The organism is Bacillus glycinifermentans, from assembly GCF_001042475.2.
Lineage (GTDB): Bacteria > Bacillota > Bacilli > Bacillales > Bacillaceae > Bacillus > Bacillus glycinifermentans.
Window position 1 is genome coordinate 416869 of sequence record NZ_LECW02000004.1, and the last position, 17789, is coordinate 434657.

Annotated in this window: 20 protein-coding genes and 5 pseudogenes; 7 read left to right on the forward strand and 18 right to left on the reverse strand. The window is 40.6% G+C overall.

All coding sequences use genetic code 11. The features are described 5' to 3' along the window. Positions 1-102 precede the first annotated feature (102 nt). The 13 genes and pseudogenes from AB447_RS05005 to AB447_RS05055 form a co-directional block, all read right to left on the reverse strand. Positions 103-747, reverse strand: a complete 645-nt coding sequence (locus AB447_RS05005) for a response regulator (RefSeq protein WP_048352995.1) — start codon at positions 745-747, stop codon at positions 103-105. Further along, positions 722-1813, reverse strand: a complete 1092-nt coding sequence (locus tag AB447_RS05010; RefSeq protein ID WP_048352994.1) for a PAS domain-containing sensor histidine kinase — start codon at positions 1811-1813, stop codon at positions 722-724. The genes AB447_RS05005 and AB447_RS05010 overlap by 26 nt, the downstream gene beginning before the upstream one ends. Positions 1814-1831: 18 nt before the next feature. Further along, positions 1832-2167, reverse strand: coding sequence for a thioredoxin family protein (locus AB447_RS05015; RefSeq protein ID WP_048352993.1), 336 nt, complete (start codon positions 2165-2167; stop codon positions 1832-1834). Between the two features lie 43 nt (positions 2168-2210). After that, positions 2211-2990 (reverse strand): sulfite exporter TauE/SafE family protein, encoded by a 780-nt coding sequence (locus AB447_RS05020; protein ID WP_048352992.1) that lies wholly within the window; start codon positions 2988-2990, stop codon positions 2211-2213. A gap of 136 nt (positions 2991-3126) precedes the next feature. Next, positions 3127-3699 (reverse strand): sulfurtransferase TusA family protein, encoded by a 573-nt coding sequence (locus AB447_RS05025; protein WP_057957455.1) that lies wholly within the window; start codon positions 3697-3699, stop codon positions 3127-3129. Positions 3700-3793: 94 nt separating this feature from the next. Beyond that, on the reverse strand, positions 3794-4276 hold the full coding sequence (locus tag AB447_RS05030) for a DsrE/DsrF/DrsH-like family protein (protein ID WP_048352991.1): 483 nt from the start codon (positions 4274-4276) through the stop codon (positions 3794-3796). A gap of 164 nt (positions 4277-4440) precedes the next feature. After that, positions 4441-4701, reverse strand: coding sequence for a metal-sensitive transcriptional regulator (locus AB447_RS05035; protein ID WP_048352990.1), 261 nt, complete (start codon positions 4699-4701; stop codon positions 4441-4443). Beyond that, positions 4701-4970: pseudogene (locus tag AB447_RS27385) on the reverse strand (rhodanese-like domain-containing protein). Before AB447_RS27385 ends, AB447_RS05035 begins: the two are co-directional and overlap by 1 nt. A gap of 259 nt (positions 4971-5229) precedes the next feature. Beyond that, complete coding sequence (locus tag AB447_RS05045) at positions 5230-5574, reverse strand: OsmC family protein (protein ID WP_157769093.1); 345 nt, start codon at positions 5572-5574, stop codon at positions 5230-5232. Positions 5575-5680: 106 nt separating this feature from the next. After that, on the reverse strand, positions 5681-5770 hold the full coding sequence (locus AB447_RS26665) for an ester cyclase (RefSeq protein WP_232517699.1): 90 nt from the start codon (positions 5768-5770) through the stop codon (positions 5681-5683). A gap of 10 nt (positions 5771-5780) precedes the next feature. Then, on the reverse strand, positions 5781-5897 hold the full coding sequence (locus tag AB447_RS26670) for a nuclear transport factor 2 family protein (RefSeq protein WP_326076453.1): 117 nt from the start codon (positions 5895-5897) through the stop codon (positions 5781-5783). Between the two features lie 40 nt (positions 5898-5937). Continuing rightward, entirely contained in the window at positions 5938-6090 is a 153-nt protein-coding gene (locus tag AB447_RS25695; RefSeq protein WP_156415965.1) for a nuclear transport factor 2-like protein, read from the reverse strand. A 21-nt stretch (positions 6091-6111) separates the two neighbouring features. Beyond that, entirely contained in the window at positions 6112-6873 is a 762-nt protein-coding gene (locus AB447_RS05055; protein ID WP_048352988.1) for an MBL fold metallo-hydrolase, read from the reverse strand. 241 nt (positions 6874-7114) lie between these two features. On the opposite strand from AB447_RS05055, the gene AB447_RS05060 reads away from it, so the two are divergent. Beyond that, positions 7115-7528: an Lrp/AsnC family transcriptional regulator gene (locus AB447_RS05060; RefSeq protein WP_048352987.1), complete on the forward strand. Its 414-nt coding sequence runs from the start codon at positions 7115-7117 to the stop codon at positions 7526-7528. A 64-nt stretch (positions 7529-7592) separates the two neighbouring features. Next, positions 7593-8413: pseudogene (locus AB447_RS05065) on the forward strand (alpha/beta fold hydrolase). Positions 8414-8642: 229 nt separating this feature from the next. Here AB447_RS05065 and AB447_RS05070 read toward each other — a convergent pair. Then, positions 8643-9155, reverse strand: coding sequence for an SPL family radical SAM protein (locus AB447_RS05070; RefSeq protein ID WP_057957456.1), 513 nt, complete (start codon positions 9153-9155; stop codon positions 8643-8645). 56 nt (positions 9156-9211) lie between these two features. Beyond that, positions 9212-9943: a MurR/RpiR family transcriptional regulator gene (locus AB447_RS05075; protein ID WP_048352986.1), complete on the reverse strand. Its 732-nt coding sequence runs from the start codon at positions 9941-9943 to the stop codon at positions 9212-9214. A 210-nt stretch (positions 9944-10153) separates the two neighbouring features. Between AB447_RS05075 and AB447_RS05080 the strand changes: the two genes are divergently transcribed. Continuing rightward, the gene (locus AB447_RS05080) at positions 10154-11482 is read left to right on the forward strand and encodes a 6-phospho-beta-glucosidase (protein ID WP_048352985.1); all 1329 of its coding nucleotides are present in this window, start codon (positions 10154-10156) and stop codon (positions 11480-11482) included. Between the two features lie 252 nt (positions 11483-11734). After that, the gene (locus AB447_RS05085) at positions 11735-12550 is read left to right on the forward strand and encodes a Cof-type HAD-IIB family hydrolase (protein WP_048352984.1); all 816 of its coding nucleotides are present in this window, start codon (positions 11735-11737) and stop codon (positions 12548-12550) included. 491 nt (positions 12551-13041) lie between these two features. On the opposite strand, the gene AB447_RS05095 is transcribed toward AB447_RS05085, so the two are convergent. After that, on the reverse strand, positions 13042-13695 hold the full coding sequence (locus AB447_RS05095; protein ID WP_048352982.1) for a hypothetical protein: 654 nt from the start codon (positions 13693-13695) through the stop codon (positions 13042-13044). Positions 13696-13900: 205 nt separating this feature from the next. Between AB447_RS05095 and AB447_RS26675 the strand changes: the two are divergent. Together AB447_RS26675 and AB447_RS27460 are read left to right on the forward strand one after the other, a co-directional pair. Further along, positions 13901-13996 (forward strand): annotated as a pseudogene (locus AB447_RS26675) (RNA polymerase subunit sigma-70); the annotation flags it as partial. 105 nt (positions 13997-14101) lie between these two features. Further along, positions 14102-14493 (forward strand): annotated as a pseudogene (locus tag AB447_RS27460) (CDI toxin immunity protein). A gap of 290 nt (positions 14494-14783) precedes the next feature. Here the strand turns inward: AB447_RS27460 and csn are convergent. Continuing rightward, positions 14784-15620, reverse strand: a complete 837-nt coding sequence (gene csn, locus AB447_RS05105) for a chitosanase (RefSeq protein WP_048352981.1) — start codon at positions 15618-15620, stop codon at positions 14784-14786. Positions 15621-15782: 162 nt separating this feature from the next. Between csn and AB447_RS27465 the strand changes: the two are divergent. Beyond that, positions 15783-16021 (forward strand): annotated as a pseudogene (locus tag AB447_RS27465) (hypothetical protein); the annotation flags it as partial. A gap of 218 nt (positions 16022-16239) precedes the next feature. Here AB447_RS27465 and AB447_RS05110 read toward each other — a convergent pair. Next, positions 16240-17289 carry an NAD(P)/FAD-dependent oxidoreductase gene (locus AB447_RS05110; protein WP_048352980.1) on the reverse strand — a complete coding sequence of 350 codons (1050 nt, stop codon included), beginning with the start codon at positions 17287-17289 and terminating at the stop codon, positions 16240-16242. Positions 17290-17789: the final 500 nt, after the last annotated feature.

Sequence of the window (17789 nt, forward strand, 5' to 3'; positions counted from 1 at the left end):
ATCTCTGTTTTTAAGGTAACACTGATCTCCCTTTTTCTATATAGGGGAACTCCCCTACTTTTATGTGAGGCCCGTCTTCCCGAGCTGACAAAAGGCAGTCTGTTACAACGCCAGATCCAGATATTTGTTTTTAATCGCATATTGGATCAATTCGTGTTTCGAGTCCAGCTCTAACTTTTGCATGATATTCGTTTTGTGGTTTTCCACGGTTTTGACGCTGATCGAGAGTTTATCGGCAATCTCTTTATTGGCATAACCCAGCACAATGAGTCTGACAATCTCCTTTTCGCGAACAGTTAAAACAGAAGTCGGCTTTTTGGACTCTGAATTCAGCCATTGTTTAATGATGTCTTGCGATACAGATGTCTTGTAAAAGAGTTTTCCTCTGTGCACCTCGACAATCGCCTGATAAAGCAACTGATAATCGCTGTTTTTCAAAACGTACCCATGGGCCCCCACCTCGACCGCTTTATGAACAAAAATTTCCTCATCATGTATTGTCAAAATCACGATTTTAACAGATGGATTCAGCTTTCGGATCTCGCTGCTTGCTGTGAATCCATCCAATCCATTTGGCATTGACAAATCCATCAGCACGACATCCGGTTTCAACTGACCGGTTTTGAGGACGGCTTCGTTGCCATTGTGGCTTTCTCCAACAATTTCAATTTCAGAAAAACCTTCCAAAAGCACACGAATTCCCTTGCGGATCATCATGTGGTCATCGACCAGCAATACCCTGATCACTCTCCTTCCCCTCCTTATACTGTACTTTCACTTTAATAGACGTACCTCTCTGAAGTGCGGAATGAATCCGAAGACTTCCTTCCATCTGATCGACTCTCTCTTTCATATGTTTGAATCCCAGACCTTCCTCTGTCAGCCCGCGCTCAAAACCGATGCCATTGTCCTGAATCATTAAAACGAGTTCACCGCCTTCTTTATACAGTATGACTTCAATAAGTGTCGCCTGCGAATATTTCAGGGCGTTATGCAGCGCTTCCTGGATCACGCGGTACAAATTGATTTCCACACTCGGCAACAAGCGATTGCTGACATTGCTTGAGGCAAATGTAATAGAAACATCTTTATGCGTCTTGTTTAAACCGGAAACAAGGTGCTCGACAGTAGGGATCAACCCCAGTTGATCAAGACTATGCGGACGCAGCTGAAGAGAGTAGAGCTTGATGTCTTGTATCGCCTTTTCCAGTTCATCGATGATTTCCTGCATGTATTCTTTAAATGGATCTTCCTGCTTCATGCGCGATCGAATCGCTTGAATGCCTACTGAAACCGAATAAAGCGATTGCCCTACGCCGTCGTGCAGTTCCTGGGCCAACCGCTTGTGTTCGTTTTCCTGGGCTTCTAACGTTTTTTGCAGAACGAGCTTGGAGATCCTGGCTTCCTCTTCCTTTTTCTTCATCGTTAAATCTTTCAGGACCAAAAGGACTTCCTTTTGATCGCCGTTTTCATAAATGACAGCCGTACTCATCTCCATGTCGACGAATCGCCCCTCATAGGTGGGCATTGAGGAAAGAAAATAAGGAATTTCCCGTTTGGCCAGCAAATAACAACGCTCTTCTCCCTCTTCCAGTTTTCTCGTTTGGCAGTAGGAACAGTACGGAACCTTGTCCCCTACTTTCCATCCCGTCATCTTCTCTGCGGCCGGATTCATCACCAGTATTCTGCGTTCCTGATCCATCATGATGATTCCATCCTGCAAATGGTCGAAGATCTGCCTTAAATAGCCGCTTTCCATTGACTTTCCTTCTTCTTTATACCGTTCAAAAAAAGTCGGGTTTTGACACATCATGGACCCTCCCTCAGCTATCTATTCCTCGTACAATCGATAGACTCTCTTTAACTTCTGTTCAAACTGGTCAAAATGAACAAAACGCGCTTCTCTTAGACATTCGGTTCCCTCAATAAACAAAAGAAGCACAGGAATTGTGAAGACTGAAAACCTGCCGGCAACCTCCTCCACTATGTCAGCATTGATATGTCCCAATTTGACCCTCGGAAATCGAGCGAGCAGTACTCTAAGCTGCGGCAGAACAGAGTGGCATACTGTGCATTGAGGCCTTGATATATATATAAAACTTAATTTATGATCGTTTATGAATTTCTCAATTGACACCAGTGCAGTCAGCTCTGTAACCTCTTTCATCCAATTCCTCCTTCAAAACAGATAATATAGAAAACTTTAAACATTAATGTAAGATATCAAACCAGATTTTCACGGTTGTAATCAAAATAACGAATATCAGAATACCTTGAAGAACTTTAGCCTTCATCTTCTTGCCAATTAAAACACCTATCGGGGATGCCATTAGGCTGGCAGCTATTATAACCAAAGCCGGCATAATAGGAACATGTCCAATGATGAGCTTTGTGGCTGTTGTTCCAATCGATGAAATAAATGTAACTGCGAGTGATGTTGCGATTGTGATTCGTGTAGGTATTTTTAAAACGACTAACATGAGCGGAACAAGCAGAAAAGCGCCGCCGGCACCGACAATGCCTGAAGCCAAGCCGACTGCAAAAGTGATTACTGAGGTTAATATCTTCGGAAAGCGAACGTGATCACTGTGATGACCTTCTGTTCCTGTCTTTGGAATAAACATCATGACTGCGGCGATTATCGCCAATATTCCGTAAACCAAGTTTATGAAATCTTCGGAGAAAAAATGTGACCCATAACCACCGACTAGACTTCCGATCAGAATACTTAATCCCATAACGGTGATAAGTTCTTTATTTAAGTAACCGCCTTTCCGGTAAGCCCATACACCGGAAAATGTTGCAACAAAAACCTGGACTGCCACAATACCTGAAACCTGGTAAGCATTAAAGCCTGTAAACCCAAATAACACAGGCATGTATAATAACAAAGGATAATTAATAATGGCTCCCCCAACGCCAAGCATCCCAGACATAAAAGAACCAACTAATCCGATTAAAAATAGTAGAAGAATAAAAGATATGTCCACTAACTTTCCTCCTTTCCATCAATAAAAAGGGGAATAGCCCCCTTTTATCACATTTAACCTTTTTAATCCAAAACTTTAATACACCATCTTCTTCTGTATCTTTAAGCAACTCGTGACCGCCTGCCTTAGCCCATTTTTATTGATCTTTTTCAACAGGTCCTGACCACTCCGCCATACCTTGCAAAACATTTTCTACATTTTCAAAACCATTATTGGCAAGTTTTTTGGCAGCTAGATCACTTCGATTACCTGTTCGGCAAACAACATAAATTTTCCCGTCTCTATTCAGTTCGTTTGCTCTTTTTTCGAGTTCACCCAACGGAATTGAAACGGCTCCGGGAATATGGCCGGAACTGTATTCTGCGGGTTCCCGGACATCTACAACTGTTATTTGCTCTTTCGCTTCTACCTTTTTTTGAAGCTCTTCATTTTGGATTGTATGAGGAAACTTTTTTTCTACCTTTATATCAGAGTTACTGGCTTTGCGAAGATAATGATTTAATATATCTCCGTCTTCTGTTGTACCGAGATACTGGTGACCGCTTCCCTTTGCCCATGCCTGTATATCAGCAAGAGACCCTTTATCAGTAGCATGCACTTCCATTACCTGCCCCGGTTCTAACTCATTCATGGCCTTTTTTGTTTTTACAATGGGCATTGGACAAGCAAGCCCCTTCGCATCTAACACGCGGTCAGATTTGATGTTCATCAATCATCCCTCCATACTCATTTTCTGTATCACCGGTTCCATTTGATCGCTCCGGCAACCCTATTCCTTAAAGCACCGTTTAATTTGAAGACCGTTATATAAATAAATTCACTTTTGCTTCGTTGGCATCCCCGAGATATGCGGCAACTCCTGCATAATCAATACCGTCGATAAGTTCTTCTTTTTGCAAGCCTAACAAGTTCATTGTCATTGTACAGGCAACAAGCTTAACTCCTTGTTCTTGCGCCATTTCAATCAGCTGAGGCAGAGACAGCACGCCGTGCTTTTTCATGACATGTTTGATCATTTTAGGCCCGATACCGGCAAAATTCATTTTAGATAATCCGAATTTCTTTGAACCCCGGGGCATCATAAAGCCGAATGCTTTTTCAAGCGGCCCTTTCTTTACCGGCACCGGTTCATCTTTTCTTAAAGCGTTAAGACCCCAAAATGTATGAAAAATTGTTACCTCATGATCATAAGCAGCGGCTCCATTAGCAATAATAAAAGCGGCAATAGCTTTATCTAAGTCACCACTGAATAAAACAATGGTCGTTTTCTCTTTTTGGTCTGACATGTATATCATCTCTCCTCCATCTAATATACATATACCTGTATGGGTATAATGCGATGCAAAAAAATATGAGTTTCAACCCGCTATACCTACCGGGGTATAATAATTGGTAAAAAATTTTTCGCTTATACGGTACAGGGGCTGTATCATATACAGCCAGCTATTCATTATCTGCTTTTCACCAATAAATTAACCGCTTCTTGAATAAGATCTTCGGTATCTTCTCCCCTTTCGATTTGAAGGCGCACGCATTTTTCTAAATTACTGCTTACAATTACTCCAATGGCCCGATCTAATGCAGAACGCACCGCTGACATTTGGCTTACGAGCTCTTTGCACTCTTTGCCTTCATCCATCATTTTTAATATTCCTCGCACTTGACCCTCAATTCGTTTTATCCTGTTTTTTAATTGATCATCGTATTCCATCAGTTAACCTCCCTGTTTTCTTTTATCTTTCCCAACCATGAAGAGATGCCGCCAGACAAATGATAAATATCTTTATCATTCTTTTTCTGCATTATCTTTGCAAACCGTTTACTGCGCATGCCGCTTTGGCAATATATAGGAATCTTTTTACAACGTTGATGAACCACAGCTTACGGGATATTCACTGCACCAGGAATGTGGCCGGAACGAAATTCATGCGCTTCTCTCACATTTTCCAGTTTGTTTTCCGTTTTTGCCCGTAATTGCACTTCTGTCAGATGCCCTAAGTTTTCAACTGGTGATAACCTTTTGTATACAGACCAGCCTATCGCAATTAACAGTACTAAATAATTCAATCACCTCCCCCATACTTATACCTCTATACGTATAATACTGAACGACAAAAGGTTAATCAAATTTTAAAACTTGTTATCTAACAAAACCATGATTTATTTAGTAAAGATTTCTCCTTGAACCTCAATTTTGACATCTGCTTTTTTTAACAAGTTTCCTATCGTGCACCCTCTATCAGCTGCTGCAAATATTCGGTTTGCTGATTGAATTTGCTTTTCTGTCGCCTTCTCTGATAAAACGATACGAGGCCGGTGGAATTTTAAATTCATCATCAGAGTTAAGCCCTTCAGAATCAACCGCCACACCGATTACAGGAAGATCCCTTGATTCGATCATAGATACAAGAACAGATGTATAACAAGCTGTTGCAGACGCTATCAGAATTTCTTTTGGAGAAGCTCCATCTCCACTTCCACCGAATTCAGCAGGAATCGCAATCTTTGTATTTAGGGATTCTGTTTTCAGAGATCCGTTCCCTTTGATACCATTGTTCCAATCAATCTTCACATTTGTTTTCACAATAAACACTCCTTTTAGTATATAAAAGAAGCCCCTTAAAAAAGGAGTCTTCTAACCAGATAAATAGACAAGCTAAGAAAAGTACTGTTCGTTTTCATTTAAGTAATTAAGCATGAAGCTGACGGAGAATCTCATGTACATCCACATGAGATCTCTGCTCAACAATTTTGCCGTCAGCAATACGTAAAAGAATCATAAGAGAAAACTTAACGGCTTTCCCCGTTCCCAAGGACACCGGCAAATGGAGTCCCTGTGTGCTTACCTTCAAAAATAAAATAAACTGATACAAGATCGCCTTCAGCAATCATCGCTTTAATTGGCATTTTAAAGCCCGGAAAAGCATCAAAGTTTTTCTTTTCAGATTCAATTAACCTCCTCTACACCCGGAAACGGTGTATCTAATTGCGGATAGAATACAAAGTCTTTATGGCAAAAGTCTTTTAAGTCATCGTACTTTTCTTGTTCAATGGTTTCAAAGAAACGGCGGACTAATTCTTTATTGTTTTCAAGGGACATCATGAACGCTCCTCTTCTTAGCTAAAATGAATATGATTCGCCATCTTCAGGAACTAAAACATGAGCGGAGATGCCTTTTTCATGAATAAAGGATTTTAATTCTTCCTTTGATAATCCCCAATGGTTGACAGCTTCCATGTGGCTCACGATGATTTTTGCGTTTGGAGCAGCCTTATGCGTTTCATAGACATCTTCTTTACCCATGATGAGAGAACCGCCTTCGTAAAATTGATTATCCCCGCCATTGACGACAATAATGTCTGGTTGATGTGTATCAATCTCTTTTTGAACGGCATCATACCATACTGTATCTCCGGCTACATATAATGTTTTCTCGCTTTGATGTTTGAACACAACGCCGCATACAAGACCTGCCATTTTCAAAATTTCTCCTCTTCCGTGTTCGCCTTTCGTTTTGATTAATTGTATGCCTTCAAAGACTGTATCTTTTGTTAACACTTCGACATTTTTGAATCCGGCATTTCGGATTTCTGTTGCATCTTCTTCATTTTGGGAGAACAACTTGATATCTTTTGGCAATATCTCCTTAGCAGCCTCATCCCAGTGATCTAAATGTAAATGAGTAACAATGACAGCATCAATATCTTTAATAATATTATCGACAGATGTTGGCAATTCAACTAAAGGATTATTTTGATCTTGTCTTGGCGCATTTGGAAATGGAGGGTAGGCGCCTTTTTCAGCCAACATTGGATCTATTAAAAACTTTTTGCCTGCATAATCGACTACAAGCGTGGCATTACGAATTTGTTGAATGTTCATGTTTTAAGCTCCTTTTCTTTTAATTTACGTATAGTTTATATGATGAGCCATTCACAAATACATGGCTAAAATCAAGTCTTTTGGCCGTTTGACTTGATTTTTGAAAGAATGTATTTATTTTGTGTAAATGCTCAAAGTGGGCTAAAATATATCTTAATTGGAGACAATTTTTACATGCATTTAATGAAAAGTAATTCACTATACATATGATGTAACATTCGGTTTGAAAGGATTTGGTTGTATGTTGGATCATACGGACAGGCGAATATTAGAAGAGTTATCTCAAAACAGTCGTATTACGATGAAAGAGCTGGGCGGAAAAGTCCATTTGACAGGGCAAGCAGCTGCCTCCAGGGTCGTTAAATTAGAAGATAACGGAGTGATTGAGGGGTATACAATTAAAGTAAATGAAGAAAAGCTAGGTTATCCCGTTCACGTGATGCTCAATATCTATACCAAAAATACGCATCATCAACCCTATTTATCCTTTATCAAAACACAAGATGAATACGTTATCAATAACTATAAAATTAGTGGAGACGGTTGTTACCTCCTGGAATGCAAATTTCCGTCCAATGAAACGTTAGACCAGTTTCTGATCGACTTAAACAGGCATGTCAACTATAAATTAACCGTCATTATTAATAAGCTGTAGTTCATTTTTAAAAGTGTTTTGTCAGGCCAAACGATGATAACTAAATTTGAAAGAGGGTATTTGAATGGCTTATTGCAAAGTCGGCCAGGCAGAAATTTATTATGAAGATATAGGTGAAGGCACGCCGATATTGATGATTCATGGTTTTACACCTGACCATAGATTAATGAGCGGCTGCATGGAACCTGTATTTCGTAAGAGGGATGGATGGAGACGTATATATATATCGACCTTCCCGGTATGGGGCTGACTAAAAATTATCATGAAATCAGCAGTTCTGATGATATGTTACATGCGGTTGCTGAATTTATTCGGGAAGTGATTCCCAATGAAAGATACCTGATAGCCGGTGAATCCTACGGCGGATATATCGCCAGGGGAATGATCGAAAAGGAAAAAGAACAAATACTGGGTGCAGCATTTATATGTCCTGTTATTGTCCCTGATGCAGAAGGCAGAACAGTTGGGGAACATAGAATCTTGAAAAGAGATGCCGAATTTATTGAAGGTTTAAAGAAGGCGGAATTAGAAGAATTCCAAAGTATTTCAGTGAAGTTGGATGAATATAATTGGTTAAGGTATAACAAAGAAATCGTAAGCGGTTGTCAAATGGCTGATGAAAAGTTTTTATGCAAGATTAAAAATAATTACGGATTTTCATTTGAATTTGATCATGGTTCTTTTGATAGACCAAGTGTATTTCTTTTAGGAAGACAGGATTCTGTTGTTGGTTTTCAAGATGCTCTCAGCGTGATAGACAAGTTTCCGCGAGGTACATTCGCTGTAATGGATACAGCGGGTCACAATTTGCAAATCGAACAACCGGAACTGTTTAACACTTTGATCAATGAATGGCTGGATAGGGTTGCAGGAGACAAATGCTAAGGGCCTCTGAATGGATCAGGGGCCTTTTTATGAATATTTGTCCACATTCCATTTTCCAGCACATTTAAAACTTACTTCATATTTTTCAAAAACCGTGGAAATCCTTCGTTCTTAGACACCCTAATCAATTGATGATGAAAATATTTACTAAAATATTTCTGCACTCTTACGTGTAAATCTTTGAGATACCATTTTTCTAAACTATGCTCCTTAAACAAATGTGGCATCCCTAATCTCTCTGAACGCTTCCCCATGCCCCATCCCCTATACTTAGCGTATCAATCCAAATATGCTGCGCGATTCCGCTTAATGCTTTTGGAAAGTCAGGGGTGAAAGGCAATACAGGAGAAATGGAAGCTTGAGTAGGTATGCCTGCTTCATGTATTTCCTTTAATGCTTTGATGCGCAACTTGATTCCAGGTGCATATGGAGCAAAAATTCGCTTTATATCTTCCCGATCTGTTTTAATGGTCATAGAGATCAGGACTTCACATTTTTTTCTCAATTCCGTTAGTAAATCGATATCTCTCGTGATAAGCGGCCCCCGGGTTTGAATTTGAAGGATATCAGGGGGGTTTTTCATCATTTCTTCCAACAGCATCCTTGTCATTTTTACTCTACGTTCAATTGGCTGATAAGGGTCTGTTGCTGTAGACATAAAAATATACACTGACTTGTTTTTACTGCGAAGTTTTGTTATTTCATTTCGGTAGATTTCTGCTGCGTTTTTTTTGATGTTCATCCATTCTCCCTAGGGAATGTCCTTATATGTAATGGATTGTTATTTTTTTGAAAATATTAATTTAATTCACTTAGTTTATATATTTCACGAGCCATGGATTCCAGAATATACATAACGGGAATTTGTGTAGTAATATTAGCATTTTCAAACCACTCTTCCGTCACGTAATACGGAATATTGATATCAGATATTTTGGCAATGGTTGAATGCTTGTGATTTGTAATGCTGATCACTTTACTTCCTTCTTGTTTTAGCTGATGAAGATGAGTGACTGTAGAATGACCTTCACCTGAGACGGATAAAGCAATTGTTATACTGTTATGTCGGAATTGCGAGTGTGTCGGAAAATATGGATCTTTAATATACATTGAAAGTTTTCCTATGCATGAGAAGTACCTTGCTCCATATTCGGCAAGAATACCAGAGCTCCCTACGCCTATAAAAATAACACTCTCTGCTTTGGCAACCAGAAGCGCAGCCTCCTTAATTTTTTCCTCTATGTCTCCTTTTAATGTTCTCTCAAAAAATTCGGTTACTGAATGTTGGGGACTCTTTAACACAGTCTTTTTATTTTCTCCTAAATGCATTTTTAGCTTTACTTTAAATTCCGAAAAACCCTCACAATTTATTTTTTTGCAAAAACGAAGAATCGAGGCTGTTGATACATGGGCTTCATCTGCCAATTCACGGATTCGCATGTAGATGACTTTCTCGCCATTTTGACAGATGTAATTGTATAAAGAAGTTTCCAGTTCATTAAACGAAGCGATGATCTCGTGCGTAAACATGTTTGTGGGACTCTCCTTCCCTAACCCTTTATATCATTCAATCTTAGCATACCTGCTTCACAAGAAACATAGTGTTATATCTGTGTAACAAATGACTTCTTGTGTGATTAAAAACAAGATGTTACTGACTTATTTACCGGCTTACTCATCTGCAGATACAATTCATTCATAAGGTACTTTTGCTTTTTAAAAACCCGGAGGTGCAAGAGGATGGCACAAGGCATTAAAATTGTAACGATTGGCGGGGGATCCAGTTATACCCCAGAATTAGTAGAAGGGTTTATCAAACGATATGATGAATTACCGGTTAGAGAGTTATGGCTGGTAGATATTGAAGAAGGAAAAGAAAAATTGGAAATCGTCGGAAACCTTGCAAGGAGAATGATTGAAAAAGCAGGTCTTCCAATCGAGGTCCATTTAACGCTTGACAGGAGAGCTGCTTTACAGAATGCCGATTTTGTTACGACTCAGTTTCGCGTAGGGCTGCTTGATGCCCGCGCCAAAGATGAAAGAATACCATTAAGCTATGGTGTTTTAGGCCAAGAAACGAACGGGCCGGGGGGATTGTTTAAGGGGCTGCGGACCATTCCGGTTATATTGGAGATTGTTCAAGACATGAAAGAACTGTGTCCGGATGCTTGGTTGATCAACTTTACAAATCCTGCCGGCATGGTGACAGAAGCTGTCCTTCGTTACACTGATCATAAAAAAATCGTCGGTTTATGCAATGTTCCAATCGGAATTGAGATGGGAATCGCCAAGCTCTTGGATATTGACCATTCCCGTATTCGCATTGATTTCGCCGGCCTTAATCATATGGTATATGGATTGGATGTATATGTTGACGGAGTCAGCGTAAAAGAGAAAGTCATGGAACTGTTATCAGATCCGGAGAACAGCAGTTTTGTGAAAAACATCGAAGGGCAAGGCTGGGAGCCGGAATTTATCCGGGCCTTAAATGTGTTAACTTGCCCATATCATATGTACTATTACAAAACAGATGAGATGCTGCAAAAAGAATTGGAAAACTTCAGAAACGGCACAACGAGAGCTGAAGTCGTGCAGCAACTTGAAGAGGAATTATTTGAGCTGTACAAAGATCCTGATCTTGCCGTTAAGCCACCTCAATTAGAGCAGCGCGGCGGAGCGTATTACAGCGATGCGGCCGTTCGTCTTATTTCGTCTATTTATAACGATAAGCGTGATATTCAGCCCGTTAACACAATCAACAATGGGGCAATTGCGAGTATTCCGGATGACTCTGCTGTTGAAGTAAGCTGTGTGATTACAAAAGAAGGTCCAAGGCCAATCGTTCATGGCGATCTGCCAGTTGCCGTCCGGGGACTCGTCCAGCAAATCAAATCATTTGAACGAGTAGGTGCAGAAGCCGCCGTAACAGGCAACTATGATACGGCTTTGCTCGCGATGACGATTAATCCGCTTGTCCCTTCTGATAAGATCGGTAAAGCGATATTAGACGAAATGCTGGAAGCGCATAAAGAGCATTTGCCAAGGTTTTTCAAAAAAATAAATGTATAAGGGGCGCTATCTGATATAGACGGCATTTTCAGCAGCACATACAGCTAATACAGTAAAACCAAAGAACTTGCTGCGATGACAAATAAAACATTTTTTTACCCGATGTTAAAGGAAATAAAAATAAGTTTGTGAGGCTGTTATGTTCAGGTTTGAAAAGAGGCTCTAAATGAACTTGAGCATGAATGCAGTCTACGGTGATTTAGGCACTGTCTCATCATTTGCGAAGTCATTTCGTCTAAAAGGTGGAAAAAAATGAGTATTAAACTAATTGCAGTTGATATGGACGGAACGTTTTTGAACGATGAAATGAAATATAACAAAGAGCGTTTTATGAAACAATTTCGTGAATTAAACGCACGGGGGATTAAATTTGTTGTTGCAAGCGGGAATCAATATTACCAGCTTAAATCCTTTTTTCCATCAATTGAAAATGAAATTGCTTTCGTTGCTGAGAACGGTGCTTACGTAGTAGATTCGGGAAAAGAATTATTCTCAGGCGAAATGTCTAAAGAAACAATAAAAAAAGTTACTGATATTTTAGAACAATACGAATACAAAAATTTAATTGTTTGCGGAAGAAAAAGTGCTTATATACATGAAGATGTTGGAGAAGAAGAATATAAGCAGGCCCGTAAATATTATCATATGCTGCAAAAAGTGCCTCATTTCGAAAATCTCAATGATAAAATATTCAAGTTCTCAACGAGTTTCTCCGCAGACCATGTTTCAGAACTTTTACGCAACTTGAAAAAGGCAATCGGATCTCTCGTTACTCCTGTGTCAAGCGGACATGGCGACATCGATTTCATTATACCCGGACTTCATAAAGCAAGCGGAATTAAACTTCTTCAAGAACGATGGGGCATTAATGATGCTGAGTCGATTGCTTTTGGAGACAGCGGAAACGACTTAGAGATGATTTCCGCTGTTAAGTATGGATTTGCAATGGCTAACGCGCAAAAAATGGTTAAAGATGCTGCCTCATATAGCACACAATCAAATAATGAGGAGGGTGTCTTACATACAATTGACTCAATTCTTAAACATGAGTGGCCTTTTATTGAATGATTAACAAACAAGCTTATGAATCTATCATAAGCTTGTTTTCTTGAATAACCTATTCGCTTAAGTCCGTTTTTTCCCGTAACGGCTGCATATACATCCAAATCAGAAGTCATTGCAGCGTGTAATTGAGGAAGAGCTTGGAAACTCGCGGAGCTATCATGCCCCGGATTGAGAAGCGGACAAAGGGCTGGAATTAGGTTAAGATTTTGTCTTATCATAGCGATAAAGTACAGGTTGCAAAATAAATAAGCAAAACACAATCCAAATAAAAAGATAGAACCACTTTAATATTGAATCCCATTCACCAAAAATAGACATAAAATACACGATTGGCAAAATAAAAATTAAACCGAAAAGCAATTTTGAAACTGTTGTTTCCTTAAGTGTATTTTTACATTTTGGGCAAGTTGGCGTCTTTGTTTTAGTAAGCTGATATTTTTCTCTAAAAGTAAATGGTTTCCGGCATATCGGACATTTGCTCATTTTCCCTCTCCTTAACAGGGCTTACTTTGTAAAAACCAGCTTGAGCTTTGTTGTTTACTTTGTTTTTTCTTATAATACCAGGTGGACTTATGTTTATATTGTTTATAACACATACTTCCATCTTTGACAGGCTTGGACGTTCTATATTGCTTGATTTTTACCTTTATTAATTGATCAAGCGTCTCCCCTACAGCTAATGAAGTTAGGGTTAAAACTGTTTGTTTTACTCTACTCGCTGGAACCCTGGTCCATATACTTGTCAAAGAAATTGCCGCTCCAACCAAAGTGCCTGCCGGAACGTTATTTGTTACAGTCCCCATGTATACTTCTTTGTATGCTGACAAGCCCATTTCAAATTCTTTCTTTGATTGTAAGGTTACACCGTTTAATAAGGTTATGCCCGTTTTAGGGTCATATTGAATATGAGTCGTATGCTTATTTTCCGTAACCACGGCTTCAACGATTCCATTTTTATGATATGTTGTATCCAGCGTAAATTGCATCTGCCCATCCTTTACAATTTCCCTTGTCTTTTTCCCTGAGTAATATAGATCGTCAATGGCAAATTTATCTTCAACAAACCCTTTAGCCGAAACAGAGCCGTACGGAGCCGCAAAACAAGCGCCTGCAAGGAATAGTACTATTAGTAAACTCATTTTCTTCATTCCACTTCTCCCCTTTCAACCCTTTAATTTCCTTTTATTTTATTAAAAGGGGTTATTTCACACAATACTTTTGTCAACATAAATTCCCTTAAGTCAACATTCCTCACAACTTTTTATACCTGACATCCAAACAGATCAGCTATGAGTGGCAGTGAAATTCGGCTACACCATCGATGGCCGTTTCGGCCTTAATTGACGGCGGTAAATTGCGAAAGAGCTCGGGCTGTCGCTGAGCTATGTATCCTGGATTAAGAAGCGGGCGCTGCTGAAGATGTTTCATTTTCGATGCCAAAAGAGATAGAATATATGAATGAGAGACGAAGCAGATAATTTTTATGAACATCATTTTCTCAACTCATCACCCTATGATCTCATTTATTTTACAAGCTTTACTGGAGGGGACATGTTGGACTTATTTGATGAATGCTTAGAGGCTTTAGGAGAACAAAAAGAAATCTTATCTGAAGAATTAACGGCAACATATTATGAAATGCTTTCTAACAGTTTTCCTTTTACATTTTGGGGACGAATCAAGTGGGAAGAAGTTAGTTGTCATCAATCTATAGATTACGAGGAAGAGATTGACGAGTGGTTACATGTCAATCATTTTAAAGATAGAAACATTATCATTCTTTGGGGTTATGGGGATCAGCCGGCATTAAGAACCAGTCTGGATAATGCGTTGAACGCAATTGATGATGTGGCAGCCGTGGGTTCCGATACTTTTTTGTTCAGCGAATCCGGTTATGTTATTAAATTTTCCATGATGGCGATGTGACAATTGGAAAAGCAGATTAAGCCCTTCTCTTTGAAAAGGGACAAGGAAGAATGCACTCCTGTCAACTATATGCAAAGGCCTATAGAAATAGCGACAATCATAAAATGACAGAGGATTTAAAAACAACCAACTGATTACATCTCCTTTAACTGAACAAATTCGAAATGGAAGGCTCCAGCGGTTCATAAACTGAATACCCCGCCATGTTATTGTGGCGGGGGTTTTTTTATGCGGAATTTTTAACGGGTTACACCATAAGGACAGCGGGTATTCTGGCCAAAGATACAGCCGGTTTCTTTTCACCCGGTGCTTATTTGATGACGAAATTACCGTATTCTTTCGAATGAACGTGGATCGGTCCGTTTAGATTGTAGTTGTTTGACTTGGCGATAGAGCGAAACACATCCACACGGGCAACCGATTCTCTCCACACATCTCGGGTGTCGGGATCTGCCGGATTCATCAGGTCATCATAGCGCACGTCCAGGAATTTATTTAACCATTTCTTCTCATCTATTCCGTCTTTAGGTGAACCGCCCGCTTTTTTGTTCGTGCGTTTGATCAAGGAATAAAAGGAATCAGGATCATCGCCATCGCCATGCTGAATAACTGTATCATACATCACAGCTCTTGCCAGCCCCGTTTTCAGTCCGGCATTATCTGATCGTTTCATGGCAGGCTGATAATACAACCTGTCATTTACCGCGTCTTGAGCAGCGCGGAAGTCCTTATCATTTCCAAGCGAGCTCCAGGCAGAATCAAATCCCTTAAGGTTGCTTATGTCATCGCTTTCTTCTTTGGCCAGGCGGCGCAATTCCGGCAGGTACTTTTTCAGTTTGTTATTCGGTACGGCCTTTGTGTAGACTTCCACAACTTCCAATGCATCCCCGGTAGCCGTTGTAAAGCCTGCCCGTCCGCATGTATAGCCTCTTCCATCATCCAATGCTTCCACATATCCGTATTGGATTTCCGTCTTACCGTTTTCAAAGATGCTGGTCAGCTGTTCCGCCCGGCGCTTTTGATCCTTATTCAGCCCCGCTGCAAATACCGTTTCGCTCATCATCAGGGTAAAAAACATGGTGAAGATAAGTGATGAAATCGCGGCTTTTTTCCAGAAACCTGATGTTTTCTTCAACCTGATTTTCATTCTATTACCCCTTTCAAAATATTGTAATTACGGACTCAGTATACATGAAGGTGCTGCCCTATTGTTGAACATACATTGTTTTGTCAATATTATGCATCTGAAGTCCTTTCTCTCCATGATAAAACGTTTGCGCCTTTAATCTCAGCCTTTTTTAAACGATAGATCCTGCATCGTTCTTGTCCCAAGGAGGTTCTGGAGCTTTCCAGGCGGCCAGATGAAAGAACAAATGCTATTTTCCTTAAAATTATTTCTTGTATGTTTGCAGCCCAGCTCATGATGAATGCCCTTTTTATTTCACGGGTTGACCGTAATATCGAATACTTCCGTCAGTTCTTTCTTCTATTTCAAGGATAGTATTTTTAATTGGGGCAGTTTATGCATTTAGTCTATACAGAAATGAAACTGAATCATTTTTTAAAAGCCTTGTTTCTTTCCACTTCACATCCCATTCTAGAGGATACGGAATCGAGTTCGCACGGTAATAATTCTCCACCTGCTTTTACGTTCTACGATGAGGATTCAACCACTTCATAAACAAAGAGCGTACCGCGGTCTGAAATGTCAGAGCCGGCGAACGCCCTTTTCATTTGCGCTTTTTTATGTGAGTGGTTTTATTTCACTACACGAACATCTTCTTCACAAGCTCGCGGTTGCGCTCTTTGAAAACCTCATTATGCGACGACACCATCGCACTCTTGTGTGCTTCGGGATCGATAAAGCGCTTGGCGCTGTTGACCGCGTTTGCCGCATCCTGAAACGCTCCGGCAATCAGGTGCAGCTTGCCTTCGTAATGCAGGATATCCCCCGCCGCATACAGCCCGGGCACGGAAGACTGGCAGTTGGCGGTACCTTTAATATAATAGTCATCAACCCGGGTAATATGAAGCCGGCTGTTCTCCAGCAGTGAGGTGTCGCGTTCATAGCCGTGATTGATGACCACTTCGTCGACAGGCAGCTCCATCACCTCACCGGTTTGAGCGTTCGTGAGCTCGACCCGTTCGATCACCTCATGATCTTCCGAAGCGATCAGCTTGGTAATCTGTGTATGGAAGAAGCAGCTCACCGAGCTGTTCAGCAGCTGATCCACCTGGGCCTCATGCCCGCTGAGCGCTTCTTTGCGGTAAGCGAGGTAAACCTTCTTCGCTACAGGCTCGAGCTCGTTGGCCCAATCGACAGCCGAATTGCCCCCGCCTGATACTATGACCGTTTTATCTTTAAAATGCTGCAGCGATTTGACCGTATAATTCAGATTGGACACTTCAAAACGCTCTGCTCCTTCAATCTGAAGCTTTTGCGGATTGAGGATGCCGCCGCCCACGGCAACGATGACCGTCTTGGACAGATGCACCCCCGAGGCAGCCGTATGTAATTCAAACAACCCTTCTTCATTGCGGGCAATCGATTCGACTTTCTCATTCAGCAGCACTTCAGGGTGAAACGTTAGCCCCTGCTGCACGATCTGTTCTATCAGCCTGGCTCCGGAAATCGGCGTTAGCCCCCCGACATCCCAGATCATTTTTTCAGGATAAACGTGAATCTTTCCGCCCAGCATCGGCTGATATTCGATAATCTTTGTTTTCATTCCCCGCAGTCCGCTGTAAAAGGCGGAATATAACCCGGCCGGTCCTCCGCCGATAACGGTCACATCAAATACTTCATTCCTGCTCATGGCTATTCACTCCCGGTATATGTCATGCATGGCTTATTTAAAGTTCTTATCTCCATGTTGTAAATGATTATCATTATCATTAAGTATACTTTAGACATCTTCATTTTTACAATCAATTATTAATAAAAAGTCACTTTCGCTCATTTTCCAATTACAGGATCCGCAAAGCGAACGCCGTCTGCACAACAAACATCCGAAGGCTTTCAGAGCATCAACAGCGCGGCTGCGGTCTGCAAGTATTCTACCGCTCCAGCCTCTCTCTTCCCTAGCTTTACAGATAAAACGTCGTTAAACTCTTCATATTGTTGTTCATCAAAACAGGCCTTTTCACTTTATCAGGACTTCCATTGTAATCCTGAGCGACTCTGCGTGTTTGGCAACATATGGACACGCTTTTGATACTTCATCTACCCGCAGCATATCTGACTTCTTGTTTTTCGATATTTTATGATACTTTTTATCAAGGAAGCTTCCTTACAATATCCGCGTTTTTCTAGCTC